The sequence below is a fragment of the Helcococcus ovis genome, assembly GCF_004524775.2.
Taxonomy (GTDB): Bacteria; Bacillota; Clostridia; order Tissierellales; family Peptoniphilaceae; genus Helcococcus; species Helcococcus ovis.
This window is the reverse complement of record NZ_CP119081.1, coordinates 190,446-206,181: the sequence shown is the minus strand read 5'-3', so window position 1 is coordinate 206,181 and position 15,736 is coordinate 190,446. Positions and strand designations below refer to the sequence as shown.

The following is a 15,736-nucleotide window of genomic DNA, read 5'->3' as shown; positions in this document are numbered from 1 at the left end:
TAAATATTATCTCACAAAAATCCTATCTACATATTATATATTCTATACTCAATAAATAAAAAACACACTATATATAGTTAATAATATTATTGACATTTTTTTTATTCTTGATAAAATAATTGTGTTAGATGTTACTGAAATAATTCGGAGGATTATGTGGAAAAGTTTTTTAAACTTAAAGAAAATGGTACGAATATCCGTACTGAAATAATCGCTGGTATCACTACATTCATGACAATGGCTTACATACTATTTGTAAACCCTGGCATGTTAAAAGAAACCGGGATGAATCAACAAGGAATATTTGTTGCAACAGCATTATCAGCAGCAGTTGCAAGTATTATAATGGGGCTTTTAGCAAAATATCCATTCGCATTAGCACCTGGTATGGGTCTTAATGCTTATTTTACATACACAATTGTATTAAAATATGGATATACTTGGAATGAAGCCCTATTTATTATTTTAATGGAAGGTATTATTTTTATTTTACTTTCAGCTGTAAAATTCAGGGAAGTAATCTTTAAATCAATTCCTGTAACATTAAAAAATTCAATTTCCGTTGGGATTGGGTTTTTTATTGCATTTCTAGGCTTCCAAAGTGCCGGTCTTGTAAAAGCAGGAAATGGGACATTGATTTCTGTAGGCGATATTTCTAGTCCAATTACTATTGTTGCAGTTTTAGGTATTTTAATCACAGCTATTTTAGTCGCAAGAAAAGTAAAAGGTGCTATTTTAATCGGTATTATCGCTACAACATTAATAGGAATTCCTTTTGGAATAACAAAAACACCTGCAAATTTCAGTCTTATAAGCATCCCTCATGGATTCCAAGAAGTTGCTTTTAAAATTGCAATACCTAAAAATATTTTAGAGCAATCATTTTGGATTTCATTATTTACATTGCTATTTTTAGATATGTTTGATACAGTTGGCTCACTAGCAGGTGTTGCTTCTAAAACAAATATGCTTGATGAAGATGGTAATTTACCAAGAGTTGAAAAAGCTCTTTTTGCAGATGCAATCGGTACAACATTAGGTGCTTTACTTGGTACTTCTACAGTTACAACATTTGTTGAATCATCAGCAGGTGTTGCCGAAGGTGGTAGAACAGGTTTAACAGCTATAGTAACAGGAATATTTTTCCTTTTATCAATTATTTTTAGTCCATTATTCTTACTTGTTCCTGCGGTTGCAACAGCTCCTGCACTAATTATTGTAGGATTTTTAATGACAAGCCCATTACTAAAAATTAATTGGGAAGATTTCACAGAAGGCATCCCTGCATTTATAACAATTGCAGCAATCCCTTTCACAGAATCAATTTCTGAAGGTATTGTATTTGGTGTGCTTTCATACACAATTATAAAAGTATTTTCAGGAAAATATAAAGAAATTAGTCCTCTTGTACTAGTATTATCAGGACTATTTTTATTAAGATATTTATTCTTAAATGCTTAATAAATTAAGGGTGATTTTATCATCCTTATTTTTATATATATTTTATTAAGGAGAAATTTATGGAAAAATTTTTTAAACTAAAAGAAAATAAAACAAATTTTAAAACAGAGTTTATCGCCGGACTTACAACTTTTATGACGATGGCATACATCTTATTCTTAAATCCGGATATGTTATCTAAAACAGGTATGGATTTTAATGGTGTATTCATCGCAACTGCTATTTCGGCAGGTGTAGCAACAATAATCATGGGATTATTCGCAAAATACCCTTTTGCTCTAGCACCGGGAATTGGTCTTTCAGCATATTTCACATATACTGTTTGCTTAAAATATGGATTTAAATGGCAAGAGGCATTATTTATAATTTTACTTGAAGGTATTATCTTTATTTTACTTTCATTCTTCAAAATAAGAGAAACAATTTTTAATTCTATCCCTAGAGATTTAAAAGAATCTATTTCAGTAGGAATTGGATTTTTCATCGCTCTTATAGGTTTTAACAATGCCGGCATTATAACAGGTGACGGTGCAACAATACTTTCACTGGGGAAAATTACCCAATCATCAACATTACTTGCAATGCTAGGAATAATTATCACAGCAGTATTAGTTGCTAAAAATGTAAAAGGTTCTATTCTATTAGGCATTATCATAACTACAATAATTGGAATTCCAATGGGTGTTACTAAAATCCCTTCAGATTTCACATTTTTCAAAATCCCATCAGGACTGGAAAATGTGGCATTTAAGGTGCAACTCCCTTCAAATATATTAAACGCATCACTAATGATTTCAATATTTACATTCCTATTTGTCGATATGTTTGACACAGTTGGAACACTTGCAGGTGTAGCATCAAAAACAAATTCTTTAGATAAAAACGGAAATTTACCAAGAGCCGGCAAAGCTCTTTTGTCAGATGCCATCGGCACAACTTTAGGAGCATTACTTGGTACATCAACAGTTACAACATTCGTTGAATCTTCTGCCGGTGTCGCAGCAGGTGGACGTACAGGACTAACATCAGTCATTACAGGGTGCTTTTTCCTTATATCTCTATTTTTAAGCCCACTATTCCTATTGGTGCCTTCATCAGCAACTGCTCCAGCTCTTATCATAGTAGGAATATTTATGTCAACTGCAGTAAAAAAAATAAATTGGGATGATTTTACAGTTGCAATTCCTGCATTTATAACAATAGCATCAATGCCATTCACATATTCAATTGCAGAGGGAATCGTTTTCGGTATTATTTCATATACTATAGTAAATATTGCTACAGGACAACATAAAAAAGTTAGTCCACTATTATATGTATTGACATTTATATTTATATTGAGATACATGTTTTTACCACTTTAATATTTATATATAAGGTAAAAGTTTTAGTAATAATGTTATATCCAAATATGGTAAAAATATATTAACATAATTATAATATGATATTTTATATTAATTAGTATAAAATAAGCCCCGGTGAGATAAGACGATTTTAGTTTTATCTCACTTTTTTAGTTTTTCAATACATTTAAATCAATTTAACAAATAAATTTATGAGATATTTTTGAATTACATTATTCAATCATAATTTTACCTTGCACTTGCAAGAGATAAAAATAAAAAAGAACTAGAAATTTTACTCTCTAATTCTCTCAATATGTTACTTTAATTTTTCACCAACAATATTTATTTAATACTGATATTAAATAAATAACAGTTAATTTTATTCTTCTTTTTGTTTACCAATTACTTCAACATCAGCTGCTGAAACTTCTACATCATCTTCAATAACTTCTTCTTGAGGTTCTAATAATGTACATACAACTTCTTCTAAATCTGTTAAAATTGTAATATTTTCATCATTTACAATAGATAAGTCTTTAACATAAAATACATCATTGTATTCCATATTTTCAACATCTAATATTACTTCTGATGGCATGTTTTTTGGTAATGTTTCAATCTCTATTTCTTCTAATTGTTGCATCAACACTGATGGTTGAAGTCTGATTTCATCCCTATTTAATAATACAACCGGAACTGAAACTCTTAATGTTTCATTCATATTAACACCTAAAAAGTCAACGTGTAAATATTGATTTTTAAATGGGTGTCTTTGGAAATCTTTGATTAAAACATTTTTTTCTTCTCCATTTACAACTAAAGTTATAATTGTTGAAGTACCTGCTTCTATTATAACTTTATCCAACTCTTTTGCTACAACTTGTAAATTAATGTTTTCTTTTTCTCTTTGATATAATTGTGCTGGCACTAATTCTTCTCTTCTTAGTTTTCTAGAAACTCCGGTTCCTTTTCCTTCTCTTAGCTCAGCATTTAATTTTAATTCGCTCATTATGCCTCCTATTTAATAATTAATATCAATCGCTTTGATATTATACCATATTTTTGCTAATTATCCTAATTTAAAATAAACTTTTTAATGAATTAACCAATGATTTGAAAAAATTTCCAATACCATTTAATACTCTTGATAAAAATCCGACCCCATCATTAGAAATATTTTTCTTAACTCCATCTATCATTTCTGTTAACTTCTTTGTATTCAAATTATCTTTAACAGAGTTTAACGCATTTTCAAATTGTTCTGAATCTAAAGCATTTTTAACGCCGTCTGCTATTTTTTTTAAATTTTCTTTTGTAAGATTATCTTTGACATTATTTAAAAAATTCTTTCCTTCTTCAGTATTTAAGAATTTTTTAGCGTTGTCCAATTCTTTATTTGCTATATTTGGTATATTCTTCACTAAATTATTTAATTGCTCTTGAACCACATTTATATTTAAATTATCAATATTAATAAAATCCTTAAAATACAATGTTAAATTTTCAATATTTACATTATTTATAATTTGATTTAAATCACCATTTTTCACAGAATTTTCAACAATATTTTTTATTTTTTCATTAGATAAATCTTTTCCGGATTTTTTTTCTTCTAATAACTTTTGTTTTACGTCAATAACAACTTTATTTAGTTTATCTTTAGAAAAACCCTTTTTCCCTTTATGTTCATCTGAAACTTTATTTACAACTTCAATTTCTTTATTTGCAACTTTTGTTTTTTGCCTATCTATTGCAATCCCTGATTGTTCAAAAACTTTATATACTCCAGCTAAAGCTGATTCTCCTGTAACAGCAGTTATAGCAGCAACCTTTATATCTACATTTTCTAATCCGGCCGTAATTGCAGCATTTGAATATTGAATAGATGTAACTTTTTGTATTGAAAGTGGTGTTGTAACTTCTACAGTTATATTTTTATTATTATTTTTTTTTACATAAACTGATGAAATCATTTCATCATCAGTTGATTGTATTCCCAAATATTTCGAAGTATCTATTCCTTTTATAGGTACTTGAGTAATATTTAAATCCCTAATTCCTAATAATTTTGCAGTATCTTCTACTTCTTTTTTATTTAATCCTGCACCATATCCATATACTTCATCAGGCATAGAAGCCGCATGTGCTGTAAATATAGTACTTACAATCCCTACTAACATTAATATAGCTAGCACTAATGCTATAAATCTAATTACTCCTTTTTTCAAATTATCCTCCCTAAATTAACTATTTATAATTTTAGTAAATATCATTTTTCCGGCAGCTGTTTGTAAAACTGTTGAAACTACAACTTCAACTTGTTGTCCAATTAAGCCTTTCCCTTCTTCTACAACTATCATGGTTCCATCATCCAAATATGCCAATCCTTGATTTTTTTCTTTACCTTCTTTAATAATATTTACTATCATTTTTTCACCAGGCAATACAACAGTCTTTACAGAATTAGCTAAATCATTAATATTTAACACTTTAATATTTTGTATTACTGCCAATTTATTTAAATTAAAGTCATTAGTTAGTACTGATGCCCCTGTTTCATTAGCATATTTCAATAATTTAATATCTACTTCTTTTGTGTCCTCATAATTTTTCGCTGTTGTTCTAAAGTTTATTTTTTTAGAATTTCTAAGATCATTTACAATATCCAGTCCTCTTCTTCCACGTTCTCTTTTTAAGTCATCTGCCGAATCAGCTATTAATTGTAATTCTTGAAGCACAAAATTAGGTACTATTAAATCTCCTTCTATAAATCCCGTTTCAACAATTTGTTTAATTCTACCATCAATTAAAACAGATGTATCTACAACTTTATCGGAAACAATTGTTTGTAAACTTTTTGACTTTTTTGATAAATATCTTTTTTCAAAATCTTCACTTGAATTTTTTCTCTTAAATAATTTCAAAATATCATCTTTATATTTTAATGAAAATCTATACCCTAAACTTGCAAATGTTAAATAAATTATTATTGCTACAATTATTTTTATAATTTCAAATATCCCTGTTAATGCTAACATTGAAATCGGTAAACTTAATAAAAACGCAATAATAATTCCAAAAATAATTCCAACAAAACCAATTATCAATGCTTCCTTAGGTTCTTTAATAAGTAGCCCTTCTAATCTATCAAACATTTTTTCTATTTTAGTTATAAAATAAGGTGTTATTAAATAAAATAAAATAGTCATCAAAACTATGAGTATCCCATTAAAAGAATACTTCACAAAATTATTATTAAAAACAAACATATTTTCTAATAATAATTTAGAAATACCATATCCTAGAGGAATACCTAGAAGTGATATGACTATTCTAATAATTTTTTTTATCATATATTCTCCTGTTCTAAAGTAATTGCATCATCTATCATTGCCATAGCTTCTTCTTTAGTCATAGATCCAACTATCACCAGCTCAGATACCATAACTCTCTTAGCATTTATTAACATTTTATTTTCAGATGCAGATAATCCCTTTTTTTGACTCAAAATACTTAAATTTCTAACAATATCAGCTATTTCAAATATATTTCCTGTCTTTATATGTTCTAGATTATCTCTAAATCTCTTTCCCCAATTTTGAGACATTTCAGTAACATCAGATCTTAATATTTCCATTACAGCTTTTCCTTCTTCTTTTGTAATTACAGGGCGAATTTTTTCACTTTCTGTAACCGGAACTGAAATAGTAATATCATTAATAGGAAACCTTAAAATATAAAACATTTCTGTATTACCTAAAATTTCAATTTCTTGAATATCTTCAATTGTACCTGCTCCGTGTATAGAATAAACTATTTTGTCACCAATATTATACATGATACCCTCCTTATATAAATTATACTACTTTAATCAAATAATGTAAATTTAGATAATATCGTGTATCAATTTAAATTTTAGTTTATAAATATGTTTAAAATATGAGTTTTATATTACCTTTTTGTAAAATTTGATATCTATATATCAAATTTGATTATATAAAAATTATAAGCTATAATAAAATCGTCACTAGGGGCGCATTAAGCTGAGAAGTACCCTTGACCTGATCTATATAATGATAGCGTAGGAAAGTGAAGTAAAAGCAAATATTATAAGCATTTATTTAAAACTACCTAACCCATTGGTAGTTTTTTTTGTTAGTTTTTTTATTTGTAAATCTTCCATTCAAATTTAATAGGAGAAAAAATGAATAAAAACAAATTTTTTAATACTCAAATGATTGTTGAAGCTGGCATAATGTTAGCTTTATCAGTTATTTTAGCACAATTTAAGCTATATAAAATGCCTCAAGGAGGCAGCATTTCATTAAAATTATTACCCCTAATGATTTTTGCTATCAGATGGGGAGCCCCAGCAGGAATGATTGTTGGTGCAATATTTGGTGTAATAACACTCATTATAAAACCTGAAATAGTTCATCCTATTCAAGTAATTTTAGATTATCCATTACCAAGTTCATTAATGGGTATTGCAGGTTTAACATATCTAAATAATAAATCTGAATTTAAGGGATATATACCATTTATAATTTTGTCATATTTACTGAGATTAGTTGTACATTTTCTTTCCGGAATAATATATTTTGCACAATATACCCCTAAAGGGATGTCGCCTGTATATTATTCGTTTATATATAATATAACCTACTTAGGCCCGGAATTACTAATATTCCTTGTTTTTATGGGATTATTCTGGAAATATTTAACAACTATACTAAAAAAACAAATGTAATTAATTTTATATAGATCAAAAAAGGGGCTTTTGCAAAATAATTTTTTAATTATTCGCAAAAGCCCCTTTTAGTTTCTCTATTTAAATATACTTATAAAAATCGGAATTAATATTACTGATATAAATCCTGCTAAAGCAATAGAAAGACCACTCATAGCTCCTTCTACTTCTCCCATTTGTATAGCTTTTGATGTGCCTACAGCATGAGAGGCAGTACCTAACCCTATTCCTTTTGCAACCCTATCTCTTATTCTAAATACCTTAAATACAAATGGTGAAATAACCGCTCCTATTATACCAGTAAGAATTATTGCAAAAACCGTTATAGAAGCAATACCTCCAAATTCTTCAGAAATTGAAACACCTATAGCTGTGGTTAAGGATTTAGGCACTAAAGAAATCCTTAAATCTCCTTCCAAACCAACAAGCTTAGTCATTAAAAACACAGAAACAATAGCTGTTATAACCCCGGCTATTACTCCTATAAATATTGCTAAAAAATTTCTTTTTAGCAAATCTAAATTTTTATATAAATTAACTACTAAGGCAATTGTAGATGGACCAATTAAAAATGTAATGTAAATACCACCTTTGTTATAATCATCATATTTTATACCTAAAATCAATAAAAATAAAACAACAACTGTTGAAGTAACTAACAAAGGATTTAATATTGCTATTTTAGTTTTTTCACTAATTTTTAATGCTATAATATAAATTCCTACCGTTATAAATATCCCAAAAGCAGGTAATTTAGAAAAAGATTGTACTAAATCCATCATTTTATACCTCCAATTTTTTGTACCATTTCAACTACTTTTGCAGTTACCCCCATAGTTATAAATGTTGTAACAAATAAAATTAATAATATTTTTAATAAATTTGGACCTAATAAATCAAATTTAGTCATTAAAGATACAGAAAGAGGAACAAATAATAATCCTAAATGAGCTAATAACATATCAGATGTATCTTCAACATCTTTAACCTTCACAATTTTCAAAATTAATAATACAGTTAAAACTAACATACCATATACAACATCAGGAATAGGCACCGGGACAATTCCCCTAATAATTCCTCCCAAAAACATACAAGTAAAAATAATAAATATTCCTTTTAAATTTTTCATAATTTCTCCTAATAAAAAACAATACTTTTATTATTCTACTAGCATTTTAAAATAATATCAAAGTTTTTTAATATATTATTTATCTTATGTATCAAGTTGAATTATTAAATTTAACCTCTAAATAAATAAAAAATAATCCCTTTTAAATCCTAAAAGACTTAAAAGGGTGTAAATTCGATACGTTTTATTATCCTAAAACTAATTCAGCTTCATTTTCCCACAATCCGTGAATATTACAATAACTTTGTGCTAATAATTTACCATTTTTTTCCGCCTTAAATGCTACTACAGCTTGAGGATCTGTTAATGAATTTCCCTCTCCATGAGCTGTAAAGTTTACATCAGCAACTTGAACAGGTAATTTAGCTCCCTCTGGTAAATAATATAATTTAATCCAACCGATGTGGTGTTCAAAAGTATTTGGATGAGCAATTTCTTCACCAACTCTTACTTTCACCATTACTTCATTTTTATCTGATGATAAAACCATAATTGATGGAACGTGTTTTTCACCTTTCCAATCTCCAACTTGAACTGTATCTTTTAAATATTCCATTTAATTTCCTCCCTTAATTTGATACATCTCCATTATACAACAAAATAAAATATTTTACCTTAATATTATTTAATCAATTCTATTTCATATATGTCATCCAATTTAATTTTTATATCATTTTCAAAATATAAAATCTTATGAGTTTTATCTATTCTTTTTATATTTAATATTTTTTTAATATATTTTCCCCCAGATTTCAACTTATCTTTTTCAAAATAAACTACTCTAATTTTAGGATTTAAATTTATTTTTTTAAGTATTTTTTGTAAATTATAATCTAATAAATTTTTATAGTTTTCATAAAAAAATTTTTTTTCTTGAGTATTTCGTACCGTTTCTTGAATTGCTTTATCGTGACCAGATAATGCTGCAAAAGGTGAAAATTGAGCAGCTCTTTCATAAGCACTCATTTTATTCATCTTAAATACCGGTCTTTCTATATTAATAATATCCGAATAATCATGTATATTTTTTTTCATAATATATTCCTATGCTTTATGTCCACCAATAGATTTATTTCTTTCGATTAATGTAGAACTCTCTTCTAAATTTATTGCCTTTAAAATTGCATTTTTACCAAATTTATTTTTTATATCAATTGCCGTTTTTTGTAAATTTTCTTCTTTTGATATTAATTTTTTTTCAATGTCTATACTATTTACCTGCAATTCAAAGCTATCTTCAGACAAAAAATTAATCTGAACATCTTCATTATTTTTAATATCATCAAAAGATTTTAAATCATCTGCTGAAATATTAAATTTTCTGATCGTTAAGCTTTTATTAACTTTTTCTTTATATACTTCTAAAACTTTTTTTATCATTAATCTTGTAGATCTGGTGTATTTACCTAATTTAACTGAAAATCTACAATTAAATGGTTTTTTTCTTCCATATCGATCTATTGAAATGACCCCTTTATATCCTTTTTCTATATTTTCTATATCGTATTCGATATTTATAGTAAGATGATTAGTTGTAAAATTTTGTTCTATTAAATTTATAGAAATTAAATCCAACATTTCTTTAATAATTATTATACTTTCTTGATAAGTGTACGGTCTGGTCATAACTTGTCCCATAGATATACTTCTATGTTCTGGTTTATATGATTTTATATCCTTTATTGTTACAGGTTCATATCCCCAAGCATGATCTACTAGTAATTCAGCATTTATCCCAAACGTATCAAATAATAATTTTATATTATGGAATTCATTTTCTGCCCCTAATGAACATTTTGCTATATCTCCCATAGTAAACAATCCAATATTTTTCAATCTATTTGCATATCCTACACCTATTCTCCAAAAATCGGTTATAGGTTTATGGTGCCACAAATATTTTCTATATGAATATTCATCAAGTTCAGCAATCCTTACTCCATCATTATCTGCATCTATATGCTTTGCTCTTATATCCATAGCAACCTTTGCAAGATATAAATTACTACCTATTCCCGCAGTTGCAGTTATTCCGGTAGATTTTAATATATCTAATATTATTGTTTTAGCAAATTCTCTTGGTGTTTTTTTTGAATATTTTAAATAATTTGTTACATCTAAAAAAACTTCGTCTATTGAGTAAACATGAATATCCTCTTCAGCAATATATTTCAAATATATTTCAAATATTTTAGTGCTATATTCTATATAATAAGCCATTCTTGGTGGCGCTGCTATATAATCTATGCTTAGATATGGATTAATCCTTAATTCTCGATCATCTACAGATTTATCAACAAAATTTCTCCAATTTATATTTTTTTTTCGTAATCTATTAGCTTCCCTTACTTTTTGAACTACTTCAAACATTCTTGCTCTACCAGATAATCCTAATTTTTTTAAAGAAGGTGTCACAGCCAAACATATTGTCTTTTCAGTTTTTGTTGAATCAGCCACTACTAAATTTGTAGTTAATGGATCCAATCCTCTTTCTACACACTCCACCGAGGCATAAAAAGATTTTAAATCTATCGCTATATAAACTTTTTGTTTCATTTTTATCTCCACCTTCATTTTACAATATTTTAAACCAAAAATCAAACATTTGTTCGTTTAGTTGCTAAAATATAAGCTATATGGTTATTTTGCAAACCCTATAGCTTAGTTTATTTCTATTCTTCTATTGTTATTTTTTCTATAACGACATCTTTAATAGGTTTATCAGATGAATTTCTCTCTACTTTTGAGATCTTTTCAGCTACATCCATTCCTTTAACTACATGACCAAAAACAGTATGCTTTGCATCTAAATGAGGTGTCCCTCCCAAATTTTTATAAGCATCAATTACAGAATCTGGGAACCCTCCTTTTTCTCCCAATTTTTTCATTTGTCCGACTAAATTATCATTTATATTATTTTTAGCCGTTACTATAAAAAATTGAGAACCGTTTGTATTTGGGCCAGCATTCGCCATTGATAAGGCACCATAGAAGTTTCTGTAATTTACATCAAATTCATCTTCAAAAGATTTTTTCCAAATGCTTTCTCCACCTCTACCTGTTCCTGTAGGATCTCCACCTTGTATCATAAATCCTTCGATAACTCTATGGAAAATTATTCCTTCATAATATCCATCTTTAGCATGTTTTACAAAATTTTCTACAGCTTTTGGGGCAACTTTAGGAAATAATATCAATTCCATTTCTCCCATATTTGTTTTAATTTTAGCTTTTATATTACCTTCTTGATATCCTTCTACTTGATTTAACACTTTAGTATCTCCTTTTTTTAATTCAGATTTAGTTTTTTCAGATTTTGTTTCAAAATTTTTATTTTCTACTTTTTTCGTACAGCCCACCATAAATATTAGACATAATAATAAAATTAATATTTTTTTCAATTTTCCCTCCATTCTTCAATATGTAAATTATAACATAAAAATAGTTGAAAATAATACATAATTATCTTCAACTATAAGTTAAATTATTTATCTAATTTTGATATTTCATCTTTTTTACTTTTAACAACATGTGTTACAAACCAAATAAAAAATAATACAAATACAAATGCTACTGGATAAGATATTTGATATCCTGTAAATCCAAATCTAGAATCTAAAGAAAATCCTAAATCCGCATGTAATATATATGATGATACAATAAATGTATAAAATGCTCCAGGTATCAATGCTATTAAATATTTTTTGCCTTTTATTTTTAGATAAACTGATATTAATAACAATGCAAACACTGCCGTAAATTGATTCATAAATCCAAAGTATCTCCACAATAAATTAAAGCCATTTTTATCAGTTTTAGCAAAAATTAAAATCGCTATAGCAGGTATAAAAATTGCTATAGATAACATTATTCTCTTAATTGGTGATTTTTGGTCAATTGAAAATTGTTCAGCAATCATAAGTCTCAATGATCTAAATGCTGTATCTCCACTTGTTATAGGTAAAATTATAATTGCAGCTACTGCAAATATACCGCCTATAGTTCCCATAAATCTTGTAGAAATATTACCAACCATTAATGTAGCAGGAATACCTACGTTGTTTAATTCATTATAAACAACCATAGCTCCGGCAGCCCAACACATAGCAATAAATCCTTCACCTATCATCATATTATAAAATGTTTCTCTACCTTCTCTTTCATTTGTTACTGTCCTAGAAATCAAAGTTGCTTGAGACCCATGGAATCCTGATAATATACCACAAGATACAGTTATGAAAAATACAGGAATTATTGATTGACCTAATGGGTGTTTTGATAAAAATGTTCCACCATTTATTTGATTTAATGAGCCCGCCCCTGTAAATATAATACCAAAAAATATTCCTATAGCTGATAATAATAACATTGCTCCAAATAAAGGATATATCTTTCCTATAATTTTATCAATTGGAAATAAAGTTGCTAAAATATAATAGCCTAAAATAACAGCATATACTACATAAATAGTACTAGAATTTACATCCATATGTAGCAAATCTTTTACGATTAAATCGCCTGGTGTATATATAAATACAACTCCTACTAATAAAAGTAAAACCCAATTAACAAAATTATATACTTTATTTGTTCCTTTACCTATGTATTTTTGAATAAGCTTAGGCACCTGAGCTCCTTTATTTCTCATTGAAATCATACCGATAAAATAATCATGCATGGCTCCAGCTAATACGCATCCCAATGGAATTGTAATAAAAGCAATCGGTCCAAATAATATCCCTTGAATCGGTCCTAATACAGGTCCTGTACCTGCAATGTTCAATAATTCAACAAGTTCATTTTTCCATTTTTTCATTCCAACATAATCAACTCCATCAGCTTCAGTAACAGCTGGAGTTTTTCTATCATCAGGTCCGAAAACTTTTTCACAATATTTTCCATATAAATAGCCTCCTAAACCTAAAATGATTAATCCAATAATAAAAAGAATCATATAAGTCCTCCGTAATTAAAATTATATAAATATAATACTACGTTTTCATGACTTATTTTTTTCTTTTTTTTCTCTAATTTTTCTTTTTTTTAAAATAAAAAAGAAAGTTAATAAATTTAACTTTCTCTTAAAAAATTTATTTCTCAATTTTATTTTCAAAATTGTGAGAAACAAAAATATATAATAAAATAGAAACAACGAAATTAATTGCTAAAGATAAATATTTAGTCAAATAGAATTCATTACCTGTTGCTAACCCAGTATACATATTTATGGATGTTGTTTGATTTGTAATTGATAAAGGACTAAATACTATAACCATTATAAAAGTATATATAATAACAAATATTATATAATATAGAATCCACATTGAAGAATCTCTTTTTCTTCTTCCTATTCTATAATCAACAATCACAGATACATACATTAATAATATAGTAAATATACTATTAACTAACCATGAAATTGAAAAATACAAAATAACATTTAAAGATATCCCTTGTAAGCCTTTATAAAATGCATTTGAATTCAAAAATTCACTAATTCGCATCCAAAATTCATCAACCTTTATTACCCCCGGAATCATAACCCATATAATATAACCTAATAAAACATTAACTGTTATTGTAACAATAGGCAATACAATCAGCCAAAATAAAGCTATTAGTATCTTAGACCCTATTATTTGATATCCTGATTTTGGTATTGAAAATGTTATATATCCTTGCCCGTAGTATACATCTTTTTTTAATATATTTGCCAAAGTTATATAATACATAAAACCTGTAACAATAATTAATACTGTCCCTACAAATACAAATAATCCTGAAACAGTTGCGATAAGCCCCATTGGACCTGTATGAGCTATATTAGATAATGAATATCTAGCAACTCCACTAAGAATTACTTGCAAAATAAGAGATACTAATAAAATTATTCCTATTTGTTGAAAAACTTTTTTTCTACTATTTCTAAATTCATATTTTAATAATTTTCCCATAGAATCCTCCTAATAAACCAAAACTCCATAAATATCCTTAAAAATCTCCGCTATAGTCTTACCTTTTTCTTCTCTTAATTGTTCCGCATTTCCTTCTAAAATCTTTTTTCCTTTTGATAAAAATACAACATCATCAAACAATGATTCCATTTCATCAACTAAATGAGTTGTAATTACTAATATTCTATCTTTTTCTACATTCTTTAATATTGCATTTAAAATCACATCTCTAGATACTAAATCTACTCCAGATATTGGTTCGTCTATAACATAAATCTTAGCATCTCTAGATAATATCAAGGTCAAATGAAATTTTTCATTCATTCCTTTAGATAATTCAGAAATTCTGGCATTTTGATCCAATTTCATAAACTCTATAAGTTCATCAAATTTATTTTCATTAAAATCATCAAAGAAATTCTTCCATAAACTTTTAGCTTCCAAAATTGTATAATCATCAGGTATAAAAGGCATATCTGGTAAATAAGAAACCATTGATTTAGTCTTTGGTCCAATTTTTTCATTAAAAATTGTAATTTCTCCACTTGTAGGTTTCAAATATCCATTCAACAATTTTAAGAATGTAGTTTTTCCAGAACCATTTGGCCCTAAAATACCGATAACTTTACCATTTTGAATCTCTAAGTCAAGTCCATCTAACCCTAAAGTTCCACCTTTATATTTTTTTGAAACATTTGAAAATTTTATCATAACTTCTCCTTTATTTTTTCAATTATCTCCTCTTTTGAAAATGAAATATTCGACATTTTATTAATAAATTCATCAATTTGTAACTCTAAATATTTACATTTAAATTTATTAATTTCGACAATATCTTCATTTACAAAATATCCCACTCCTCTTTTACTAAAAATATATCCACTTCTTTCTAATTCAGAATATGCCTTTTGAACAGTATTTGGATTTACAACCTTCTTTTCAGCATATCCTCTAATTGAAGGAAGCTTTTCACCTGATTTGAATTTCCCACTAATAATACTCTGTTCTATATCTTCAATTAATTGAGTATATATAGGTCTATCTTTTTCAAATTTCATATTACCCCCTTTACCTCTGTATTAATTATATAATA

Annotated in this window: 17 protein-coding genes and 1 riboswitch; of the genes, 3 read left to right on the top strand and 14 right to left on the bottom strand. The window is 27.2% G+C overall.

Features of this window, described 5'->3' with window-relative positions; translation table 11 throughout:
* The first annotated feature begins 156 nt into the window (after positions 1-156).
* Both EQF90_RS00960 and EQF90_RS00955 read left to right on the top strand, forming a co-directional pair.
* Positions 157-1,461 (top strand): NCS2 family permease, encoded by a 1,305-nt coding sequence (locus EQF90_RS00960; RefSeq protein WP_134711392.1) that lies wholly within the window; start codon positions 157-159, stop codon positions 1,459-1,461.
* 59 nt (positions 1,462-1,520) lie between these two features.
* Entirely contained in the window at positions 1,521-2,825 is a 1,305-nt protein-coding gene (locus EQF90_RS00955; protein WP_134711391.1) for an NCS2 family permease, read from the top strand.
* A gap of 361 nt (positions 2,826-3,186) precedes the next feature.
* Here the strand turns inward: EQF90_RS00955 and EQF90_RS00950 are convergent, their stop codons facing one another.
* The 4 genes from EQF90_RS00950 to EQF90_RS00935 all read right to left on the bottom strand — a co-directional run bounded on the left by EQF90_RS00950 (position 3,187) and on the right by EQF90_RS00935 (position 6,645).
* Positions 3,187-3,816, bottom strand: coding sequence for a 50S ribosomal protein L25 (locus EQF90_RS00950; protein WP_134711390.1), 630 nt, complete (start codon positions 3,814-3,816; stop codon positions 3,187-3,189).
* Between the two features lie 70 nt (positions 3,817-3,886).
* Entirely contained in the window at positions 3,887-5,035 is a 1,149-nt protein-coding gene (locus EQF90_RS00945) for a DUF1002 domain-containing protein (RefSeq protein ID WP_134711389.1), read from the bottom strand.
* Between the two features lie 15 nt (positions 5,036-5,050).
* Complete coding sequence (locus tag EQF90_RS00940; RefSeq protein ID WP_134711388.1) at positions 5,051-6,160, bottom strand: PIN/TRAM domain-containing protein; 1,110 nt, start codon at positions 6,158-6,160, stop codon at positions 5,051-5,053.
* Positions 6,157-6,645, bottom strand: a complete 489-nt coding sequence (locus tag EQF90_RS00935) for a CarD family transcriptional regulator (protein WP_134711387.1) — start codon at positions 6,643-6,645, stop codon at positions 6,157-6,159. Before EQF90_RS00935 ends, EQF90_RS00940 begins: the two co-directional genes overlap by 4 nt.
* Positions 6,646-6,826: 181 nt before the next feature.
* A riboswitch (TPP riboswitch) is annotated at positions 6,827-6,912 on the top strand.
* A gap of 99 nt (positions 6,913-7,011) precedes the next feature.
* Between EQF90_RS00935 and thiT the strand changes: the two genes are divergently transcribed.
* Positions 7,012-7,557: an energy-coupled thiamine transporter ThiT gene (gene thiT / locus EQF90_RS00930; protein ID WP_134711386.1), complete on the top strand. Its 546-nt coding sequence runs from the start codon at positions 7,012-7,014 to the stop codon at positions 7,555-7,557.
* Positions 7,558-7,634: 77 nt separating this feature from the next.
* Here thiT and EQF90_RS00925 read toward each other — a convergent pair whose 3' ends face one another.
* From EQF90_RS00925 to EQF90_RS00880, 10 genes are all read right to left on the bottom strand, one after another.
* A complete protein-coding gene (locus EQF90_RS00925) occupies positions 7,635-8,339 on the bottom strand; it encodes an LrgB family protein (RefSeq protein WP_134711385.1) in 705 nt (234 codons plus the stop codon).
* Positions 8,336-8,689 (bottom strand): CidA/LrgA family protein, encoded by a 354-nt coding sequence (locus EQF90_RS00920; protein ID WP_134711384.1) that lies wholly within the window; start codon positions 8,687-8,689, stop codon positions 8,336-8,338. Before EQF90_RS00920 ends, EQF90_RS00925 begins: the two co-directional genes overlap by 4 nt.
* Before the next feature lie 187 nt (positions 8,690-8,876).
* Positions 8,877-9,245: a class II SORL domain-containing protein gene (locus tag EQF90_RS00915; protein ID WP_134711383.1), complete on the bottom strand. Its 369-nt coding sequence runs from the start codon at positions 9,243-9,245 to the stop codon at positions 8,877-8,879.
* 65 nt (positions 9,246-9,310) lie between these two features.
* Positions 9,311-9,724 (bottom strand): hypothetical protein, encoded by a 414-nt coding sequence (locus tag EQF90_RS00910; protein ID WP_209021422.1) that lies wholly within the window; start codon positions 9,722-9,724, stop codon positions 9,311-9,313.
* A gap of 9 nt (positions 9,725-9,733) precedes the next feature.
* A complete protein-coding gene (locus tag EQF90_RS00905) occupies positions 9,734-11,245 on the bottom strand; it encodes a Y-family DNA polymerase (protein ID WP_134711381.1) in 1,512 nt (503 codons plus the stop codon).
* 116 nt (positions 11,246-11,361) lie between these two features.
* Positions 11,362-12,090, bottom strand: a complete 729-nt coding sequence (locus EQF90_RS00900; RefSeq protein ID WP_280633466.1) for a peptidylprolyl isomerase — start codon at positions 12,088-12,090, stop codon at positions 11,362-11,364.
* Positions 12,091-12,173: 83 nt separating this feature from the next.
* Positions 12,174-13,643, bottom strand: coding sequence for a carbon starvation CstA family protein (locus EQF90_RS00895; protein WP_134711379.1), 1,470 nt, complete (start codon positions 13,641-13,643; stop codon positions 12,174-12,176).
* A gap of 136 nt (positions 13,644-13,779) precedes the next feature.
* Complete coding sequence (locus EQF90_RS00890; RefSeq protein ID WP_134711378.1) at positions 13,780-14,643, bottom strand: hypothetical protein; 864 nt, start codon at positions 14,641-14,643, stop codon at positions 13,780-13,782.
* Positions 14,644-14,652: 9 nt separating this feature from the next.
* Positions 14,653-15,354, bottom strand: coding sequence for an ABC transporter ATP-binding protein (locus EQF90_RS00885; protein WP_134711377.1), 702 nt, complete (start codon positions 15,352-15,354; stop codon positions 14,653-14,655).
* On the bottom strand, positions 15,351-15,701 hold the full coding sequence (locus EQF90_RS00880; protein WP_134711376.1) for a GntR family transcriptional regulator: 351 nt from the start codon (positions 15,699-15,701) through the stop codon (positions 15,351-15,353). Before EQF90_RS00880 ends, EQF90_RS00885 begins: the two co-directional genes overlap by 4 nt.
* Between the last annotated feature and the right edge of the window lie 35 nt (positions 15,702-15,736).

Coding starts and splice junctions, on each gene's coding strand:
- thiT (WP_134711386.1), top strand. CDS start 7,012: ATGAATAAAAACAAATTTTTTAATACTCAAATGATTGTTGAAGCTGGC.
- EQF90_RS00940 (WP_134711388.1), bottom strand. CDS start 6,160: ATGATAAAAAAAATTATTAGAATAGTCATATCACTTCTAGGTATTCCT.
- EQF90_RS00905 (WP_134711381.1), bottom strand. CDS start 11,245: ATGAAACAAAAAGTTTATATAGCGATAGATTTAAAATCTTTTTATGCC.
- EQF90_RS00920 (WP_134711384.1), bottom strand. CDS start 8,689: ATGAAAAATTTAAAAGGAATATTTATTATTTTTACTTGTATGTTTTTG.
- EQF90_RS00880 (WP_134711376.1), bottom strand. CDS start 15,701: ATGAAATTTGAAAAAGATAGACCTATATATACTCAATTAATTGAAGAT.
- EQF90_RS00895 (WP_134711379.1), bottom strand. CDS start 13,643: ATGATTCTTTTTATTATTGGATTAATCATTTTAGGTTTAGGAGGCTAT.
- EQF90_RS00950 (WP_134711390.1), bottom strand. CDS start 3,816: ATGAGCGAATTAAAATTAAATGCTGAGCTAAGAGAAGGAAAAGGAACC.
- EQF90_RS00915 (WP_134711383.1), bottom strand. CDS start 9,245: ATGGAATATTTAAAAGATACAGTTCAAGTTGGAGATTGGAAAGGTGAA.
- EQF90_RS00925 (WP_134711385.1), bottom strand. CDS start 8,339: ATGATGGATTTAGTACAATCTTTTTCTAAATTACCTGCTTTTGGGATA.
- EQF90_RS00935 (WP_134711387.1), bottom strand. CDS start 6,645: ATGTATAATATTGGTGACAAAATAGTTTATTCTATACACGGAGCAGGT.
- EQF90_RS00885 (WP_134711377.1), bottom strand. CDS start 15,354: ATGATAAAATTTTCAAATGTTTCAAAAAAATATAAAGGTGGAACTTTA.
- EQF90_RS00910 (WP_209021422.1), bottom strand. CDS start 9,724: ATGAAAAAAAATATACATGATTATTCGGATATTATTAATATAGAAAGA.
- EQF90_RS00955 (WP_134711391.1), top strand. CDS start 1,521: ATGGAAAAATTTTTTAAACTAAAAGAAAATAAAACAAATTTTAAAACA.
- EQF90_RS00890 (WP_134711378.1), bottom strand. CDS start 14,643: ATGGGAAAATTATTAAAATATGAATTTAGAAATAGTAGAAAAAAAGTT.